The sequence below is a fragment of the Pseudomonas sp. NFX224 genome (assembly GCF_048565165.1).
GTDB lineage: Bacteria > Pseudomonadota > Gammaproteobacteria > Pseudomonadales > Pseudomonadaceae > Aquipseudomonas.
Genome location: NZ_CP183416.1, coordinates 5,284,954 through 5,302,970, shown reverse-complemented (window position 1 = coordinate 5,302,970; position 18,017 = coordinate 5,284,954). Strand labels below are relative to the sequence as shown.

Genomic DNA, 18,017 nt, shown 5'->3' with positions numbered 1-18,017 from the left:
TTGAAATGTCAGAGGAGCGAGGGACGAACATAAGTCCGTCCCTCGTCAAACACAACCCTCAATAGCCCAGCGACAAACCGGTGTTACGCCGTGGATCGTTGGCTCCGTAGAAACGATTCTTGCCCACCGGTTTTCCATCCAGCGACGGCGCCCCTACGAGGATCGCCGCCAGGTGGTTGGCATCCTGCGGGCCGGCGAACTTGTGGCCCCAGCTTTCGAGGATCTTCACCGTGTCCGGGCTGGTGGTGAAGGTTTCCAGATTGGTTTCCTCCGGCAACCATTGCTGGTGGAAACGCGGCGCATCCACCGCTTCCTGAATGTTCATGCCGTAGTCGATGACGTTGAGCATGGTCAACAAGGTCGCGGTGATGATGCGGCTGCCGCCCGGCGTGCCGACCACCATCACCACTTTGCCGTCCTTGGTGACGATGGTCGGGCTCATGGACGACAACGGCGCCTTGCCGGGGGCGATGGCGTTGGCCTCGCCCTGCACCAGGCCGTACATGTTCGGCACACCGATTTTCGAGGTGAAGTCATCCATTTCGTCGTTGAGGATGACCCCGGTCTTGCTGGCCATGACCCCGGCGCCGAACCAGTCGTTGAGGGTGTAGGTCACCGACACCGCGTTGCCCCATTTGTCGACGATCGAGTAGTGGGTGGTGTTGCTGCCCTCATGGGGCGCTACGCCGGGTTTGAGGTCCTTGGACACGCCGGCCTTTTGCGGGTTGATGGCTTCGCGGAGTTTGGTCGCGTAGTTCTTGTCCAGCAAATGGGCGATCGGGTTTTTCACGAAATCCGGGTCGCCGAGGTAGCTGTTGCGATCGACATAAGCGTGACGCATCGCTTCGATCTGGTAGTGCATGCCCTGGGCCGAGTGGTAGCCCAGATCCTTCATCGGATAGCCTTCGAGGATGTTCATGATCTGGCAGATCACCACGCCGCCGGAGCTCGGCGGCGGTGCCGAAACCACGTGGTAGCCACGGTAGTCGCACTCGATCGGCGCCAGTTCGCGGGTCTTGTATTTGTCGAGGTCGGCTTGGGTAATGATGCCTTTGTTGGCTTGACTGGAGGTGACGAGGGCGTCGGCCACCCAACCTTTATAGAAACCGTCCGCACCCTTTTCGGAGATCTCGCGCAGGGTTTTTCCGAGGTCTTTTTGCACCAGTTTTTGCCCGACCTGCATCGGTTCACCGTTGCTGAGGAAGATCGAACCGGAATCCTTCATGTCCTTCTTGAACACGTCGGTGGCGTATTCCAGCAACTCGACATCGCCCTGCTCCAGCACGAAACCGTCTTCAGCGAGTTTGATTGCCGGGGCGATCACCTCTTTGCGCGGCTTGGTGCCGTACTTGCTCAGGGCCAGTTCCATGCCGGAAACAGTGCCCGGCACGCCGACGGCCAGGTGGCCACGGGTACTCAGGTCCGGAATAACGTTGCCGGCCTCGTCCAGGTACATGTCGGCGGTGGCAGCCAGCGGGGCTTTTTCACGGAAGTCGAGGAAGGTCTTGCGCCCGTCAGCCAGTTGAATGGTCATGAAACCACCACCGCCCAGGTTACCCGCCGCTGGATACACCACCGCCAACGCGTAACCCACCGCGACAGCTGCATCGACCGCGTTGCCACCGTCCTTCAACACATCCACGCCCACGTGACTGGCCAGATGCTGGGCGGTGACCACCATGCCGTTTTCGGCGGCAACCGGGGCGACGGAGGCCGCATGGGCAGTCAGGCAACTGAGCGCCAACGAGGTCGCAATTAGCGATTTGGCAAAAGGTTCGTACTTCATGAGTCGGTCTCTTCTTGTTTTTAAGTATGAAAATTCGTCAAAAGCAGGAGCCAAGTATGGTCGGGATTGCGTATTGCGCCTCCCCGGCGAAGCAGTATCCTTAACACCTGTTCAACAATCAGGCAGGGCCTGCGGCATGACTTACACCTGCACCACCCTTGCCTCCCCGGTCGGCGAGTTGAAGCTGGTGGCGAACGGATCAAGACTGGTCGCCATCCTCTGGGAAAACGACAACCCCGGCCGCGTGCGCCTCGGCCCGATGAACGAAGCGCCGGACAACCCGATCCTGATGCGTGCCGCCGAGCAACTGCGCGAATATTTCACTGGTATACGTCAGCGATTTGAACTGGACCTGGATTTTGTCGGCACGGAATTTCAGAAAAAGGTCTGGGCAGCGCTGCTGACCATCCCTTTCGGCGAAACCCGCAGCTACAGCCAGATCGCCGAACAGATCGGCAACCCGAACGCGGTGCGGGCGGTGGGCGCGGCGAATGGCAAGAACCCGATATCGATTATTGCACCGTGCCACCGGGTGATAGGCGCGTCGGGGAAATTGACCGGGTTTGCCGGGGGGCTGGAGGCGAAGGAATTGTTGCTGACGCTGGAAGGCGGGCATTGGCCAGGCACATCCCGTCTGCCTGGCTTCTAACCCTGTAGGAGCGAGCCTGCTTGCGATGGACGTCAACGATAACGCGCCCTGTCTGAATGACCGCATTATCCAGTCGTTTTTTCGCGAGCAGGCTCGCTCCTACAGGGGAAGGCGTTACTGAATCAGGAAAGCTGCGCCTTGTACTCCTTCTCGTACTGCCCGGCCAGCGCCTCTTTCTGCTTGTCATCGAGCATTTTGCCCGCCATCTGGAAGAACTTCTGCTCCTCCTCCTTGAGGTGGTGATGAACCTTTTCCGACAGCTTCTTAGCGGTCGCCAGCCAGGCCGGGCTGGACATCTCGGTCTCGTCCAGTTCCTCCATCATTTCGTCCATTTCGTGATGCTCGGCGATGGCGTGGCGACTGAGGTCGACGCCGTTGTCGAACTCCATCAGCGGGATGTAGAAATGCCGCTCTTCAGCCGTCTCGTGGGCCTGCAATTCGGACTTGAGCTGCTTGTAGGCCTCGACCCGTTCAGGGGTATCGCCGCTGGTGTGGATCAGCGCCTTGGCATAAGTCCGCTGGCGTTCATGGCTTTCGCGCAAGGCTTCGAAAATATTCACGGCGTGTCCTCATCGGTCGCGCTCGGCAATGGCGCGTCACAACAAATGACATCGGCGCGAAGGCGACGGTTCCATCCTCATTGTGGTGATGGAACATTGGCGTCGACCACGATAGGCTGCGCTTTCACAGCCATAAGGATATAGCCATGACCCTGCGTATCGAACGCAAGCACAACCCCAGCAACGAAGAACGTGAGGCGATCCTCGTGCCGTTGCGCGCCTATAACACCTCGAAGTCCGCGAGCCCGCCACCGGAACATATCGCGCTGCTGATACGCGACGACAACGATGAGATTGTCGGCGGCGTTTATGCCCGGCTGTTTTATCAGTGGTTGTTCATCGACCTGCTGGCGGTGCCGGAACAGGCCCGTGGACAGGGCATGGGCACGAAGCTGATGCAGATGGCGGAAGACCTGGCGCGGGAAAAGGAATGCGTCGGTCTGTGGCTGGAAACCTTTGAATTCCAGGCGCCGGAGTTCTACAAGAAATGCGGTTATAGCGAGATCGGGCACATCGCCGACTACCCGCCGGGGCACAAGCATTTCTTCTTTCAGAAGCGCTTAAATTACTGATCAATACACAAAACCCAGTAGGAGCGAGCCTGCTCGCTCCTACTGGGAAATTGCATCGACTTACAGGCAGGTGGCCAACGCCGCCAACCGGCGCTTGGCAACGAAGTCGTCCTGCTGCGCGTAGTAGCTCAACACAGTGCCCGAGGCATTGGTAGTCACGTCCACGAAAGACTCCGCCGAGCGGGTGTAAACCGTGGTGCCGCCCTTCTGCGCTGGCTCCAGGTAAGCAGCGGCATCAACACCGAACACCGATTCGTCCTGCCAGGAAAACTGCACGCACTGGGCGACGTCTTTGGCCGGTTTGTCCGAGTTCAGGGTTTTGTACGGGGCCTTGGTGCGAGCATCGTTCATTGCCGAGCCCGCGCATCCCACCAGCAAGGCAGCGGCCAGCGCTACCATCAGAATTCGCATTGCATTGCCTCTTCAGGAAATAGCGGACTGTATCACCGTGGCACCGCGAATCGTTCTGCTTTACTTCATTTATACCGCGACACCGTGCGACGATTCGCGACCCTAATCGGTTCTCAAGGAGTGACCATGGCGGCATCCGAGCTGCAACACGAACAGGCACTGAAAAAATTTCTCGATGAACGTCCCGAGTTGCTCCATCAACTGGACAATCTAAACCCGCTGCTGGCTCAGGCCAAGGGCGAGACCCAAGCTCGGTTTCGCGAGGAGCGCTTGCATGAAGCCTTTGAAGAAGAAGCCGAGCGCCTGGGATTGTTCGCTTGGGAGCTGACCCTGCAACTGACTGCCGACACACCGCAGGAATACGAGGCCCAGCGCGTTGCCGTGCACCGGGAGGTGGCGGAGATGGCCGGCATGGACTGGCTGGAGTATTGCGATTTGTACGGAATAAAACCCTGACCACCGCTCAAGGACATCACAGCCCATGGTGCCTTCCGCCACCCGACCGCACAGCGCATTGCCGAGGGTGAACGTCGCGACGAGGATCACCAGACGCAGGCTGGTGCGTCCAGGCTATTTGTGTGTGAGCCGGTGGCCGGGGCTGGCTCAGCCGGCTGAGGCTAAGTGGGCGCCGAGCCCCACCCCTGCTGCTGTCCATGCAAGCTCACCACAAAACCTGTCGGAGCTGGCCTGCCAGCGATCAGGCCCTCACAGGCAACATCGATTTAGCCGCCCCCGCCGATAAAGCTTTATCATGGCCGCAGTTTCGCTGATCGAGTCCGTCATGAAGTTCGCCATCGCCGTGTTTTCCGCCGCTCATGCGCCCTCCTCGCGCCGCGCCTTGCTGTTTGCCCAGGCCGCGCTGGCCGGCGGGCATGAAATTGTCCGGCTGTTTTTTTATCAGGATGGCGTCTACAACGCATCCGGCAGCATGGTCACGCCCCAGGACGAGCTCGACGTGCCCAAGCAATGGCGCACCTTCGTCAGCGAGCAAAAACTGGATGGCGTGGTCTGCATCGCCGCCGCCTTGCGCCGAGGCGTGTTGAACGAGGAAGAAGCCAAGCGCTATCAACGCGAAGCCATCGCCGTCGGTGCACCGTGGGAATTGTCCGGGCTCGGCCAGTTGCATGACGCGGTGCAGGATGCCGACCGCCTGATCTGTTTCGGAGGCGCATAACATGGCCAAATCCTTGTTGATCATCAGCCGCCAGGCACCGTGGGCCGGGCCGGGCGCACGGGAAGCGCTGGACATCGTGCTGGCCGGCGGCGCTTTCGATCTGCCGATCGGTTTGCTGTTTCTCGATGACGGTGTGTTCCAGCTCGCGCCGAAACAGGACGCCAAGGCCCTGCAACAGAAAGACCTGAGCGCTAACCTTCAGGCCTTGCCGATGTTCGGTGTCGAAGCGCTGTTCGTCTGTGCCGACAGCGCGGCGCAGCGTGGGCTAGACCCGAGCACGCTGTCGCTGGAGGAAGCCCAGGCGCTGGCCGCCGCTGAAATCACTGCACTTATTGACCGTTACGACCAGGTGATCACCCTCTGATGTCGACTTTGCATGTGTTGTCTCACTCTCCCTTCGGCGACGAACGCTTGAGCAGTTGCCTGCGCGTGATCGGCGCCGATGACGCGCTGCTGCTGTCCGGCGACGCCGCCTATGCCTTGCAGCCGGGCACCGCACCGTTCAATGCACTGAACGCTCGCAGCCTCAAGCTCTACGTTCTGGCCGAAGACGCCCAGGCCCGGGCCATCGACGTTCCGGACTGGGCCGAAGCCATCGATTACCCGGCCTTCGTCGAACTGTCGATCCGCCACGACAAGGTCAACAGTTGGCTATGAATGCATTGACGGTCGGCGCCCGCGCCATCGAGTTGGACAAAGACGGTTTCCTGGTCGAACTGAGTGACTGGTCGGCAGAAGTCGCCTGCGCCCTGGCGGCCGCCGAAGACATCGAGTTGAGCCCCGAACACTGGGAAATCCTCGAACTGCTGCGCAGTTTCTACGCCGAGTTCCAGTTGTCGCCGGCCACCCGACCGCTGATCAAATACACCGCATTGAAGCTTGGTCCGGAAAAGGGCAACAGCCTGCACCTGAACCAATTGTTCAAAGGCACCCCCGCCAAACTCGCCGCGAAACTGGCGGGCCTGCCCAAACCGACGAATTGCTTATGACCGACTATCCAGCGCTGACCCTCGAAACGCCCGCCGAACACCCGTTCGCCCAGTTCGTACGAATCCTCGGCAAAGGCAAACGCGGCGCCCGCGACCTGACCCGCGAAGAAGCCCGTGCCGCCATGGGCATGGTGCTCGATGAAAAGGTCGAGGAAACCCAGCTCGGCGCATTCCTGATGCTGTTGCGGCACAAGGAAGAAAGCGCCGAGGAAATGGCCGGCTTCACCGAGGCCTTGCGCGAGCGCTTGAATCCACCGGCAATGGCGGTCGATCTGGACTGGCCGACCTACGCCGGCAAGAAGCGTCATCTGCCGTGGTATCTGTTGGCAGCCAAGTGCCTGGCGCAGAACGGCGTGCGTATTTTCATGCACGGCGGCGGAGCGCACACGGCGGGTCGGCTGTACAGCGAGCAATTGCTGGAGGAACTAAACATCCCGCTGTGCCGCAACTGGCAGCAGGTCGGCACGGCCCTGGACAATGGCGGCTTGGCGTTCATGCCACTGGTGGACTGGGCGCCACAGCTCCAACGGATGATCGACCTGCGCAACACCCTGGGCCTGCGTTCTCCAATCCACTCGCTGGCGCGGATTCTCAATCCGCTGGGCGCGCGTTGTGGTTTGCAAAGCATTTTCCACCCCGGCTACCAGGCAGTGCATCGCGATGCCAGCGGCTTGCTCGGCGACACCGCGATTGTGGTCAAAGGCGATGGCGGCGAAATCGAAATCAACCCGGACGCCGACAGCCATTTGTACGGCACCACAGGCGGTGAAAGCTGGGATGAGGAATGGCCGCAACTGTCGAGCCAGCGCCACGTCAAACCGGCATCACTTGAGCCAGAACATCTGAAAGCCGTCTGGCGTGGCGATGTGGTCGACAGCTACCCGCAAATGGCCCTGATCTCCACCATGGCGCTGGCCTTGCGTGGCCTCGGCCAGACTCGCGAGCGGGCGTTCGAAACCGCCCAGCAATACTGGGACGCTCGGAATAAATCGATTTAATCGATCACAACCTATCAACCTTTGCGCTTTTTTATCGAACCTATCGGAATAGACTCCTCTCCAACGCTTATCGGTTGAGGAGTCTCGAACATGGGTCTGTTAGTTGAAGGTCGCTGGCAAGACAAGTGGTACGAAAGCAGCAAGGACGGCGCGTTCCAGCGTGAGCAGGCGCAGCGTCGCAACTGGGTCACCGCTGACGGCCAACCCGGCCCGAGCGGTGTCGGTGGTTTTGCTGCCGAACCTGGTCGCTATCACCTCTACGTGTCCCTCGCCTGTCCGTGGGCCCATCGCACGTTGATCCTGCGCAAACTCAAGGGCCTGGAAAGCCTGGTCGATGTGTCGGTGGTCAGTTGGCTGATGCTGGAAAACGGCTGGACTTTCGACAAGACGCTGGGCTCTACCGGCGACAAACTCGACGGTTTCGAATTCATGCACCAGCGCTACACCGCCGATACCGCCGACTACACTGGCCGCGTCACCGTGCCAGTGCTGTGGGACAAACAGCAGCAGCGCATCGTCAGCAATGAATCGGCGGAAATCATCCGCATGTTCAACAGCGCCTTCGATGAGTTGACCGGCAATGACCTGGACTTCTACCCGGCCCCGCTGCGCAGTGAGATCGATGCGCTGAACGAGCGGATCTACCCGGCAGTGAACAACGGCGTGTACCGCGCCGGTTTCGCCACGTCACAGCAGGCCTATGAAGAGGCGTTCGACGATGTGTTTGCCGAACTGGATCATCTGGAGCAGGTGCTGGACGCCAACCGTTACCTGACCGGCGAATACCTGACCGAAGCGGACATTCGCCTGTTCACCACGCTGATTCGTTTTGACGCGGTGTACTACGGCCACTTCAAGTGCAACCTGCGGCGCATTGCCGATTATCCGAACCTGTCGAACTGGTTGCGGGAAATTTACCAGTGGCCGGGGATTGCCGGGACGGTGGATTTCACCCACATCAAGCATCACTACTACGGCAGCCACAAGACCATCAACCCGACCGGTATCGTGCCCAAGGGTCCGACGCAAGACTTCACCGCGCCCCATGATCGGGAGCGGTTGAGTGGCAAAGGGACTTGGCAAAGTGCCTGAGGTTTTTGCAGGTATCAAGGCCCCAATCGCTAGCAGCTAGCTCCCACAGGGGATGTGTGAAACGACACAAATCCAGTGTGGCAGCTAGCCTGCTAGCGATGGAGCCGACTCGGTTTTCAGACCTGCCCCTGAGCCCCTTCAAACCACGCCAGTTTCTCGCGCAGTTGCACCACTTCACCCACGATCACCAAGGTCGGCGCATGCACTTCATGCTCCGCCACCAATCGAGGTAAATCGGCCAACGTGCCGGTGAACACCCGCTGATTGACCGTTGTGCCCTGCTGGATCAGTGCCGCCGGGGTATCGGCGCCGCGACCGTGCTTGATCAACTGTTCACAGATGATCGGCAAACCCACCAGCCCCATGTAGAACACCAGGGTCTGCGCCGGTGCGACCAGGTCGGGCCACGGCAGATCACTGGAGCCATCCTTGAGGTGACCGGTAATGAAGCGCACCGACTGCGCGTAATCGCGATGAGTCAGCGGAATCCCGGCATAGGCCGCGCAACCACTGGCCGCTGTGATACCCGGCACCACCTGGAACGGGATGCCATGGGCCGCCAGTTCCTCGATCTCTTCACCGCCACGGCCGAAGATGAACGGATCACCGCCCTTCAACCGCACCACGCGCTTGCCTTGCTTGGCCAAATCCACCAGTTGCTGGTTGATCTGATCCTGCGGCACGGCGTGATCAGCGCGACGCTTGCCGACATAAACCCGCTCGGCGTCGCGACGGCACAACTCCAGAATCGTCGGTGCCACCAAGCGATCGTACAGCACCACATCGGCTTGCTGCATCAGGCGCAAGGCGCGGAAGGTCAGCAGATCCGGATCACCCGGCCCTGCGCCCACCAGATACACCTCGCCAGTCGCTACCGGCGCTTCGCCATTGATTTTCGCTTGCAGCAGACGCTCGGCTTCACCGCCCTGCCCCGCCAGTTGACGATCAGCAATTGGCCCCTGGAAAACCTCTTCCCAGAACGCGCGGCGCTGCTGCACATCCGGGAACAGTTTTTTCACCTGATGGCGAAAACGCGCCGCCAGCCCAGCCAGTTGGCCGTAGGTCGAAGGAATCCAGGTTTCGATCTTGGCGCGGATCAAGCGCGCCAGCACCGGCGCATCGCCGCCGCTAGACACCGCAATGATCAACGGCGAACGGTCGACGATCGCCGGGAAAATCACGCTGCACAGCGCAGGCGCGTCGACCACGTTGACCGGCACGCAACGCCGATGGGCATCGGCGGAGACTTGTGCGTTCAGCGCTTCGTCGTCAGTGGCGGCAATGATCAGCCCGCAACCATTGAGATCCGCTTCGGCATATCCACGCACCAGGCACTCGCCACCGCTGCCGGCTACCAGTTCGCGCAATTGCGTTTCGATTTCAGGTGCAACCACCCGCAGCAGCGCACCGGCATCGGCCAGCAGACGGGATTTGCGCAAGGCAATTTCCCCCCCGCCGACGACCAACACACGACTGCCGCGAAGGTTATGGAACAGCGGCAGATAGTTCATTTAGCCGATAACCTCGAGGCCACCCATGTACGGCTTGAGCACTTCAGGTACGCGGATCGAACCGTCGGCTTGCTGATAGTTCTCCAGCACCGCTACCAGGGTACGACCGACCGCCAGGCCGGAACCGTTCAGGGTGTGCACCAGTTCAGGCTTGCCGGTTTCCGGGTTGCGGAAACGCGCCTGCATGCGACGGGCCTGGAAGTCGCCACAGTTGGAGCACGACGAGATTTCGCGGTACTTGTCCTGGCTCGGGATCCACACTTCCAGGTCGTAGGTCTTGACCGCGCCGAAGCCCATATCGCCGGTGCACAGCGCGATGGTGCGGTACGGCAGCTCCAGCAGTTGCAGGACTTTCTCGGCGTTGGCGGTCAGGCCTTCCAGCGCTTCCATGGAGGTCGACGGCTCGACGATCTGTACCATTTCGACTTTGTCGAATTGATGCTGGCGGATCATGCCGCGGGTATCGCGGCCCGATGCACCGGCTTCGCTGCGGAAGCACGGGGTGTGGGCGACGAACTTGATCGGCAGCAGTTTCGAATCGACGATTTCGCCGGCCACGATGTTGGTCAGCGACACTTCGGCGGTCGGGATCAGGTACAGGTCGGCTTCGCCTTCGCGGGTGATCTTGAACAGGTCTTCTTCGAACTTAGGCAACTGGCCGGTGCCTTGCAGCGCCGGAGCCTGAACCAGATAAGGCGTGTAAGCCTCTTCGTAGCCGTGTTCGGTGACGTGCAGGTTGATCATGAACTGCGCCAGGGCGCGGTGCATACGGGCGATCGGACCGCGCAGCAAGGCGAAACGGGCGCCGGACAGCTTGGCGGCGGTTTCGAAATCCAGCCAACCGAACTTCTCGCCCAGGGCCACGTGGTCCTGAACCGGGAAATCGAAAGCGGTCGGGGTGCCCCAGCGACGCACTTCGACGTTGTCGTCTTCATCTTTGCCGACGGGTACGGATTCGTGCGGCAGGTTGGGGATGCCAAGTACAATCGAATCCAGCTCGGTCTGGATCGCGTCCAGTTCGACTTTACCGGCACTCAATTCGCCCGCCATGCGCTCGACGTCGGCCATCAAAGGCGCGATGTCTTCGCCACGTTGCTTGGCCTGACCGATGGATTTGGAGCGTGCGTTGCGTTCTGCCTGCAGGGCTTCGGTGCGGGTCTGAACGGTTTTGCGCTGTTCTTCCAGCGCTTCAATGCGCGCGACATCCAGGGCAAAGCCACGGGATGCGAGGCGATCCGCTACGTCCTGAAGGTTGCTACGTAACAGTTTGGAATCGAGCATGTCGGTCTCTCGTTATCAAAGTTTGGTCAGGGACAGGCCGGCCCAAGTGGCGAGCAGCCCGCCGAATACGCTGATGGCAGCATAGCCCAGGGCCAGCGGCACCTGCCCGCTTTCCAGCAGGCGCACGGTATCCAGTGAAAAAGATGAAAAAGTCGTCAGTCCCCCAAGGAAGCCAACGATCAACCCGGCGCGTACCTCAATGGGCACTTCCGGGCGCAGTAAAAACAGACCGTAAAGAACGCCGATCAGCAAACAGCCGACGATATTAACGGCCAGCGTCGCGGTATAGAAGTGCCGCGGCCAATTAGCGTTGATCCAGTTGCCGGTGGCGAAGCGCAACAAGGTGCCGGCCATCCCGCCGACAGAAACCGCAACAATCAATGGAAGCACTATTTTCTCCGCTGCCTCGGGCTTAAACGGTCGAGTTTTGCCAGGTGGTTGAGCTTTTCGCCGATCTTTAACTCCAGGCCACGGGGCACCGGTTGATAGAACGGGATCGGGTCGAGTTCTTCCGGGAAATAGTCTTCCCCGGCGGCGTAGGCATCAGGTTCGTCGTGGGCATAACGGTATTCGTCGCCGTAGCCCAGCTGCTTCATCAGCTTGGTCGGCGCGTTGCGCAGGTGCAGCGGCACTTCCAGCGAACCATGTTCGGCGGCGGCGCGCAGTGCGGTCTTGAAGCCCATGTACACCGCGTTGCTTTTCGGCGCGCAGGCCAGATAGGTGATGGCCTGGGCCACCGCCAACTCGCCTTCGGGGCTGCCGAGGCGCTCCTGCACTTCCCACGCTGCCAGACATAGGCTCAACGCACGCGGGTCGGCGTTGCCGATGTCTTCGCTGGCCATGCGCACCACGCGCCGGGCCAGGTACAACGGATCGCAACCGCCGTCGATCATTCGCGCAAACCAGTACAACGCGCCGTCGGGGTTGGAGCCGCGCACCGATTTGTGCAGTGCGGAGATCTGATCGTAGAACGCCTCGCCACCCTTGTCGAAACGCCGACGGGTATCGCCGAGCAGGCTTTGCAGCAGGTCGGTGCCGATTTCGCTGTTGTCTTCCGCCAGGTCCGAGGCGTTTTCCAGCAGATTGAGCAAGCGCCGGCCATCGCCATCGGCGGCCGACAGCAGCATCTGGAAGCCTTCATCACTGAGGGTCAGGTTGCGCTTGCCCAGGCCGCGTTCTTCGGTCAGCGCACGGTGCACCAGTTTGCGCAGTGCGGCTTCGTCGAGGCTTTTCAGCACATAGACCCGCGCACGGGAGAGCAAGGCGTTATTGAGTTCGAACGAGGGGTTTTCGGTGGTCGCACCAATGAAAATCAGCGTACCGTCTTCAACGTAAGGCAGGAATGCATCCTGCTGCGACTTGTTGAAGCGGTGCACTTCGTCGACGAACAGAATCGTGCGCCGACCGTACTGCGCGGCCTGCTGCTTGGCGATTTCCACCGACTGACGGATCTCCTTGACCCCGGCCAGGACCGCCGACACCGTTTCGAAATGCGCTTCCGAGACTTCCGCCAGCAATCGCGCCAGGGTGGTTTTGCCCACGCCCGGCGGTCCCCAGAAAATCATCGAATGCAGGGCACCCTGCTCCAGTGCCTCGCGCAAAGGCTTGCCGCGAGCGAGCACGTGCTCCTGACCGACGTACTCGTCCAGATTGGTCGCACGCAGGCGGGCGGCCAAGGGTTGGGCGATTGGGGTGCTGCGGAACAGATCCATGGTATCGGGTGAAACCTCACTGCAAGATTTGAACACCGCAGATCCCTGTGGGAGCTAGCCTGCTAGCGATAGCGGTACTGCATTCGATATCAATGCGCACTGACCGGACTCCATCGCGAGCAGGCTCGCTCCTACAGGGTTGTGCGTGTTACTCCTGGATCACGTCCGCACCCTTGGGGATGTCGAACTTGAACTTGGAAGCCGGGATCGGCTCATTGGCCTTCACCCCGGTGAACAGGATATTGGTGCGCTGGCCGACGCTGTCGATCAGCTGCATGTCATTGACCAGACCGTTGCGGAACGACAGGCGCAGGCTGTCGAACAAGGTGTCCTTGGTCTTGGGCTTCAAGGTGAAGTCGATCACGCCACCGGCTTCCTTGGCGCTGATGTCGAAACTTTCGCTGATCTTGGACACGTCACCGGACAACAGCAACGCCGGCGTCTGGGTCAGACGCTGGTCGAGGTTCTTGATGGTGGCCTGCTCCAGGTCCGGGTCCCACAAGGTGACTTTCTTGCCGTCGGAAACCATGGTCTGCTCGGCAGGAGCATTGGTGTGCCAGTAGAACAGGCCCGGACGCTGCAACGACATCTCGCCAGCTGTTTCCTGCAACTGAGTGCCAGTGCCATCGAGGGTCAGTTGCGAGAAACGTGCGCTCAGGGTCTGGGATTTTTCCAGCAGTTGGGTCAGACGCGCCACGTCCTTGTCATCGGCGTGGGCCGAGAGCGTGGTCAAAGCCAGTACCGGCAGCAACAGCATGCGGATCAGACGCATGGGAGTCCTCATTACATTCGTGGGAGTGCGGGTGGCGCCTCAGGACGCCCCCCCTTTCATATCAGCTCAGTCGCGCGCCGGCGTTGGGGCCAGGACTTCACGCGAACCGTTGGTATTCATGGACGTCACGACCCCGGCCATTTCCATGGCTTCGATCATGCGCGCGGCGCGGTTGTAGCCGATTTTCAGCTTGCGCTGAACCGCGGAAATGGAAGCGCGGCGGCTTTCCAGAACGAACTGCACCGCCTCATCGTACAGCGCGTCAGCCTCGGGATCATCGCCGTCGCCGCCGCCACTGCTGCCTTCAAAGCCACTGCCCGCCTCTTCGACACCGTTAAGGATGTCGTCGTTGTACTCAGGCGCACCGCGCAGTTTCCAGGCTTCGACCACCCGGTGTACCTCATCATCGGAAACGAACGCACCGTGGACACGGATCGGCAGGCTGGTGCCCGGCGGCATGTACAGCATGTCACCGTGACCAAGCAGTTGCTCGGCGCCGCCCTGGTCGATGATGGTCCGCGAGTCGATCTTGCTCGATACCTGGAACGCCATGCGCGTCGGGATGTTGGCCTTGATCAGACCGGTGATCACGTCAACCGACGGACGCTGGGTCGCGAGGATCAAGTGGATACCGGCAGCACGGGCCTTCTGGGCGATACGGGCGATCAGTTCTTCAACCTTCTTGCCCACGATCATCATCATGTCGGCGAATTCGTCGACGACCACCACAATGGTCGGCAGCTTTTGCAGCAGTGGCGCTTCGTCGTGGATGCTTTCGCGCTTGTACAGCGGATCGCTCAACGGCTCGCCGGCGTCCTGGGCTTCCTTGACCTTGGCGTTGAAACCCGACAGATTTCGCACGCCCATCTTCGCCATCAGCTTGTAGCGGCGCTCCATCTCGGCAACGCTCCAGCGCAGGGCGTTGGCGGCGTCCTTCATGTCGGTAACCACCGGACACAGCAGGTGCGGAATGCCTTCGTAGATCGACAGTTCAAGCATTTTCGGGTCGATCATGATCAGCTTGGCGTCTTCCGGGCCGGACTTGAACAGGATCGACAGGATCATCGCGTTCACACCCACCGACTTACCGGAACCGGTTGTACCGGCTACCAGCAGGTGCGGCATCTTCGCCAGGTCGGTGATGACCGGCTTGCCACCGATGTCGTGACCCAGGGCCAGGGTGACCGGCGATTTGAAGTTGTCGTACTCGGGAGTCGACAGCACCTCGGAGAAACGCACGATCTGCCGGTCTTCGTTCGGAATTTCGATACCGACCGTGGTCTTGCCCGGAATCACTTCCACCACCCGCACACTGGTCACGGCCAGGGAACGCGCCAGGTCTTTGGCCAGGTTGGCGATTCGGCTGACTTTCACGCCCGCGGCAGGCTGAATTTCGTAACGGGTAATCACCGGGCCCGGATGGATCGAATCCACGGCGACTTCTACGCCGAATTCCTTGAGCTTGATTTCCAGCAGGTGGCCAACCGCAGCCAGGGATTCAGGCGAATAATTGAGTTGTTTCTTTTCCGCCGGGTCGAGAATCGAGATCGGTGGCAAGGTGCCTTCCACGGCGCTGTCGACGAACAGCGGTGCCTGTTTCTCTTTTTCGACACGCTTGCTCGGTGCGGCGGGCTTGACCGGCGCCGGTGCAATAACAGGCGGCACCTGCTTCTCACGCTCGGACATGTGCTTGCTCAGGGCCTGCTCGCGCTCGATCAGGCGCTCCTTGACCTTGGCCTGCTCGCGTTTGTCGGTGACGGTCGGCGCGACCACGTCGTGGACACGGTCGTCGACTTCACGCAATTGCGCGACCAGTTGCTTGCGCTCGTTACGGGCCGCCCACCAGCGATTGGCGGCGCCCTGGAACAGTTCGAACAGGTCGAGGGTGATCTTGCCGGTGATGTCCATCACCTTGAACCACGACAGGTCGGTGAATACGGTCAAGCCGAACAGGAACAGAGCGATGAACAGCAACGTGCTGCCCTGAATGTTCAGCGCGTTTTTGGCCAGGTCGCCAAGGCTTTCGCCCAGCGCACCACCAGCGCCCGCCGGAAGGCCGGTGGCGGCATGGAAATGGATATGCGCCAGCGCAGCGCCGGACAGCACCAGGAACACCAGGCCAATCAAACGCCAGGAAAACAGCCAGCCGCTCCACTGCCACGGCTCGTGGCGCTGACGGAAGATCTGGTAAGCCTTGATCGCCAGCAACAACGGGAAGATATAGGCGAAGTAACCCAACACCATGAACAGAATATCGGCGCTGTAGGAGCCTGCCGGGCCGCCGAAGTTCTGCACGTCGTCGATCTTGCTGTTGTGACTCCAGCCCGGATCGTCCTTGCCATAGGTCAGCAAGGCCATCATCAGGAACAGGCACAAGGCACCGATGGCGATCAATGCACCTTCCTTGAGGCGGTAGTGCAAATGCTGACGCCAGAGCGGAACGACTGTTTTGGGTGCTTCGGTGGATTTCTTCAAAACGCTACTTTTCCTGCGCCCAAGGCGCGTCCATCTGATGAATGTCTTTAAAAAACGGTAAAAAACTGCCCAATCCAGGCAGGTAAAAAAGTTAACCGGCGTAACTGGTACTACTTTTAACACTGCGCCCCGGTTTTTATAAACACGAAGCGCATTGCTTATTTTGTTACAAACACGGTTACAGCCAGGCATTGTACGGGTTTGCTCGTCCGATGCCATGCTTGCAACACTTGTATGCAGCATAGTCAAAAGCACACTACATGCGACTCAATTTGAGCATGCATTCTCTTTTGTGACAAAGGCTTATGAGGTGTTTTTATGAGCGCAGCGCAACATCACCGCCTGATCATTCTGGGTTCCGGCCCCGCCGGTTACAGCGCAGCCGTGTATGCCGCCCGCGCCAACCTCAAACCCGTTGTCATTACCGGCATACAGGCAGGTGGCCAGCTCACCACCACCGTCGAAGTCGATAACTGGCCAGGTGATGTCGAAGGTCTCACCGGCCCGGTCCTCATGGAACGCATGCAAAAACACGCCGAACGCTTTGACACACAGATCGTCTACGACCACATCCATACGGCCAAGTTGCAACAGCGCCCGTTCGAGTTGACCGGCGACAGCGGCACTTACACGTGCGACGCACTGATTATCGCCACCGGCGCTTCCGCGCAATACCTGGGCCTGCCATCGGAAGAAACATTTGCCGGCAAAGGGGTTTCGGCCTGCGCGACCTGCGATGGATTCTTCTATCGCAAGCAAGTGGTTGCCGTGGTCGGCGGCGGCAACACGGCCGTTGAGGAAGCCTTGTACCTGTCGAACATCGCCAGCGAAGTGCACCTGATTCATCGTCGCGACAAGCTGCGCTCAGAGAAAATCCTTCAGGACAAACTGTTCGAGAAAGCCGCCAATGGCAACATCCGCCTGCACTGGAACCAGAATCTGGATGAAGTGCTGGGTGATGCGAGCGGCGTGACCGGCGCCCGCCTGCGCGACAGCCATACCGGCGAACTCAAGGAACTGGCGGTTTCTGGCGTGTTCATCGCTATCGGCCACAAACCCAATACCGACCTGTTCGTCGGCCAACTGGAAATGCGCGACGGCTACCTGCTGGTCAAGGGCGGCAGCGAAGGTGATGCCACCGCAACTGCCATCGAAGGCGTGTTTGCGGCCGGCGACGTGGCCGATCACGTCTATCGCCAGGCAGTCACCTCCGCCGGGGCTGGCTGCATGGCGGCCCTCGATGCGGAAAAATACCTCGACGACATTCCCGCCGTTTAACGGCACACTGAGTGGCGAGCCTCAAGCTCGCCACCGCCCTCCCCTTCTGTAAGCCCGGACGCCATGCTGACTTGGTTACAACGCAACTCCCTGACTTTCCCGCCGCTGGAAAAAGCCATGCGCGACCCCAACGGCTTGTTGGCCGCCGGCGGCGACCTGTCTGCCGATCGGTTGATTCAGGCCTACCGCCACGGTTGCTTTCCATGGTTCTCCGAAGGCCAGCCGATCCTCTGGTGGTCGCCAGACCCGCGCACCGTGCTGTTTCCCGACGAACTGCACGTATCCCGCAGCCTGCGCAAATTGCTGCGCCAGCAACGCTATCAAGTGACCTTCGATCAGGATTTTGCCGCGGTCATCGGCGCCTGCGCCGCGCCTCGGGAGTACGCCGACGGCACCTGGATTACCGGTGCCATGCAGGACGCCTACCTGCAACTGCACAAACGCGGTTACGCGCATTCGGTGGAGGTCTGGGATCAGGGCACGCTCGTCGGCGGGCTGTATGGCCTGGCGATGGGGCGGCTGTTTTTCGGCGAATCCATGTTCAGTCGCGCCGACAACGCATCCAAATATGGCTTTGCCACACTGGTGCGACATTTGAAAGACTCAGGCTTTGTCCTGATCGACTGCCAGATGCCCACCGACCATCTGCACAGCCTGGGCGCCCGGGCGATCCCGCGCAGCGCGTTTGCTGGCTATCTGTCGCAATATCTGGATCAACCCAGCCGCGCAACCTGGGTTTGCTGAGCGACTTTTGCGC

At 60.3% G+C, this 18,017-nt stretch carries 20 protein-coding genes; 11 read left to right on the top strand and 9 right to left on the bottom strand.

Going from position 1 to position 18,017, the window contains the following annotated elements:
- Window positions 1-58: 58 nt before the first annotated feature.
- Window positions 59-1,786, bottom strand: a complete 1,728-nt coding sequence (gene ggt / locus ACNYC6_RS24185) for a gamma-glutamyltransferase (protein WP_419709478.1) — start codon at window positions 1,784-1,786, stop codon at window positions 59-61.
- Window positions 1,787-1,922: 136 nt separating this feature from the next.
- On the opposite strand from ggt, the gene ACNYC6_RS24180 reads away from it, so the two are divergent.
- Window positions 1,923-2,435, top strand: a complete 513-nt coding sequence (locus ACNYC6_RS24180; RefSeq protein WP_419709477.1) for a methylated-DNA--[protein]-cysteine S-methyltransferase — start codon at window positions 1,923-1,925, stop codon at window positions 2,433-2,435.
- Window positions 2,436-2,557: 122 nt separating this feature from the next.
- Here the strand turns inward: ACNYC6_RS24180 and ACNYC6_RS24175 are convergent, their stop codons facing one another.
- Window positions 2,558-2,995, bottom strand: a complete 438-nt coding sequence (locus ACNYC6_RS24175) for a hemerythrin domain-containing protein (RefSeq protein WP_419709476.1) — start codon at window positions 2,993-2,995, stop codon at window positions 2,558-2,560.
- Window positions 2,996-3,141: 146 nt separating this feature from the next.
- Between ACNYC6_RS24175 and ACNYC6_RS24170 the strand changes: the two genes are divergently transcribed.
- Window positions 3,142-3,567, top strand: a complete 426-nt coding sequence (locus tag ACNYC6_RS24170; RefSeq protein WP_419709475.1) for a GNAT family N-acetyltransferase — start codon at window positions 3,142-3,144, stop codon at window positions 3,565-3,567.
- A 60-nt stretch (window positions 3,568-3,627) separates the two neighbouring features.
- Here the strand turns inward: ACNYC6_RS24170 and ACNYC6_RS24165 are convergent, their stop codons facing one another.
- The gene (locus ACNYC6_RS24165) at window positions 3,628-3,978 is read right to left on the bottom strand and encodes a hypothetical protein (protein ID WP_419709474.1); all 351 of its coding nucleotides are present in this window, start codon (window positions 3,976-3,978) and stop codon (window positions 3,628-3,630) included.
- A gap of 126 nt (window positions 3,979-4,104) precedes the next feature.
- Between ACNYC6_RS24165 and ACNYC6_RS24160 the strand changes: the two genes are divergently transcribed.
- The 7 genes from ACNYC6_RS24160 to ACNYC6_RS24130 all read left to right on the top strand — a co-directional run bounded on the left by ACNYC6_RS24160 (window position 4,105) and on the right by ACNYC6_RS24130 (window position 8,231).
- Window positions 4,105-4,434 (top strand): DUF6388 family protein, encoded by a 330-nt coding sequence (locus tag ACNYC6_RS24160; protein WP_419709473.1) that lies wholly within the window; start codon window positions 4,105-4,107, stop codon window positions 4,432-4,434.
- A 325-nt stretch (window positions 4,435-4,759) separates the two neighbouring features.
- Complete coding sequence (gene tusD / locus ACNYC6_RS24155) at window positions 4,760-5,152, top strand: sulfurtransferase complex subunit TusD (protein WP_419713005.1); 393 nt, start codon at window positions 4,760-4,762, stop codon at window positions 5,150-5,152.
- A 1-nt stretch (window position 5,153) separates the two neighbouring features.
- Window positions 5,154-5,516, top strand: coding sequence for a sulfurtransferase complex subunit TusC (gene tusC / locus ACNYC6_RS24150; RefSeq protein ID WP_419709472.1), 363 nt, complete (start codon window positions 5,154-5,156; stop codon window positions 5,514-5,516).
- Window positions 5,516-5,809 carry a sulfurtransferase complex subunit TusB gene (gene tusB, locus ACNYC6_RS24145; RefSeq protein ID WP_419709471.1) on the top strand — a complete coding sequence of 98 codons (294 nt, stop codon included), beginning with the start codon at window positions 5,516-5,518 and terminating at the stop codon, window positions 5,807-5,809. The genes tusC and tusB overlap by 1 nt, the downstream gene beginning before the upstream one ends.
- The gene (locus ACNYC6_RS24140; RefSeq protein WP_419709470.1) at window positions 5,806-6,141 is read left to right on the top strand and encodes a TusE/DsrC/DsvC family sulfur relay protein; all 336 of its coding nucleotides are present in this window, start codon (window positions 5,806-5,808) and stop codon (window positions 6,139-6,141) included. Before tusB ends, ACNYC6_RS24140 begins: the two co-directional genes overlap by 4 nt.
- Window positions 6,138-7,139, top strand: a complete 1,002-nt coding sequence (locus tag ACNYC6_RS24135) for a glycosyl transferase family protein (RefSeq protein WP_419709469.1) — start codon at window positions 6,138-6,140, stop codon at window positions 7,137-7,139. The genes ACNYC6_RS24140 and ACNYC6_RS24135 overlap by 4 nt, the downstream gene beginning before the upstream one ends.
- 90 nt (window positions 7,140-7,229) lie before the next feature.
- Complete coding sequence (locus ACNYC6_RS24130; protein ID WP_419709468.1) at window positions 7,230-8,231, top strand: glutathione S-transferase family protein; 1,002 nt, start codon at window positions 7,230-7,232, stop codon at window positions 8,229-8,231.
- Window positions 8,232-8,347: 116 nt separating this feature from the next.
- Here ACNYC6_RS24130 and cysG read toward each other — a convergent pair whose 3' ends face one another.
- The 6 genes from cysG to ACNYC6_RS24100 all read right to left on the bottom strand — a co-directional run bounded on the left by cysG (window position 8,348) and on the right by ACNYC6_RS24100 (window position 15,982).
- Entirely contained in the window at window positions 8,348-9,742 is a 1,395-nt protein-coding gene (cysG, locus tag ACNYC6_RS24125; RefSeq protein ID WP_419709467.1) for a siroheme synthase CysG, read from the bottom strand.
- The gene (gene serS, locus ACNYC6_RS24120) at window positions 9,743-11,023 is read right to left on the bottom strand and encodes a serine--tRNA ligase (protein WP_419709466.1); all 1,281 of its coding nucleotides are present in this window, start codon (window positions 11,021-11,023) and stop codon (window positions 9,743-9,745) included.
- A 15-nt stretch (window positions 11,024-11,038) separates the two neighbouring features.
- The gene (gene crcB / locus ACNYC6_RS24115) at window positions 11,039-11,413 is read right to left on the bottom strand and encodes a fluoride efflux transporter CrcB (protein ID WP_419709465.1); all 375 of its coding nucleotides are present in this window, start codon (window positions 11,411-11,413) and stop codon (window positions 11,039-11,041) included.
- Window positions 11,413-12,735, bottom strand: coding sequence for a replication-associated recombination protein A (locus ACNYC6_RS24110; RefSeq protein WP_419709464.1), 1,323 nt, complete (start codon window positions 12,733-12,735; stop codon window positions 11,413-11,415). The genes crcB and ACNYC6_RS24110 overlap by 1 nt, the downstream gene beginning before the upstream one ends.
- A gap of 148 nt (window positions 12,736-12,883) precedes the next feature.
- Window positions 12,884-13,507 (bottom strand): outer membrane lipoprotein chaperone LolA, encoded by a 624-nt coding sequence (gene lolA / locus ACNYC6_RS24105; protein WP_338581865.1) that lies wholly within the window; start codon window positions 13,505-13,507, stop codon window positions 12,884-12,886.
- 66 nt (window positions 13,508-13,573) lie between these two features.
- Complete coding sequence (locus tag ACNYC6_RS24100) at window positions 13,574-15,982, bottom strand: DNA translocase FtsK (RefSeq protein ID WP_419709463.1); 2,409 nt, start codon at window positions 15,980-15,982, stop codon at window positions 13,574-13,576.
- 318 nt (window positions 15,983-16,300) lie between these two features.
- Here ACNYC6_RS24100 and trxB point away from each other — a divergent pair, with 318 nt between their 5' ends.
- Both trxB and aat read left to right on the top strand, forming a co-directional pair.
- The gene (trxB, locus tag ACNYC6_RS24095; protein WP_419709462.1) at window positions 16,301-17,260 is read left to right on the top strand and encodes a thioredoxin-disulfide reductase; all 960 of its coding nucleotides are present in this window, start codon (window positions 16,301-16,303) and stop codon (window positions 17,258-17,260) included.
- A gap of 63 nt (window positions 17,261-17,323) precedes the next feature.
- Window positions 17,324-18,004, top strand: coding sequence for a leucyl/phenylalanyl-tRNA--protein transferase (aat, locus tag ACNYC6_RS24090; protein ID WP_419709461.1), 681 nt, complete (start codon window positions 17,324-17,326; stop codon window positions 18,002-18,004).
- Window positions 18,005-18,017: the final 13 nt, after the last annotated feature.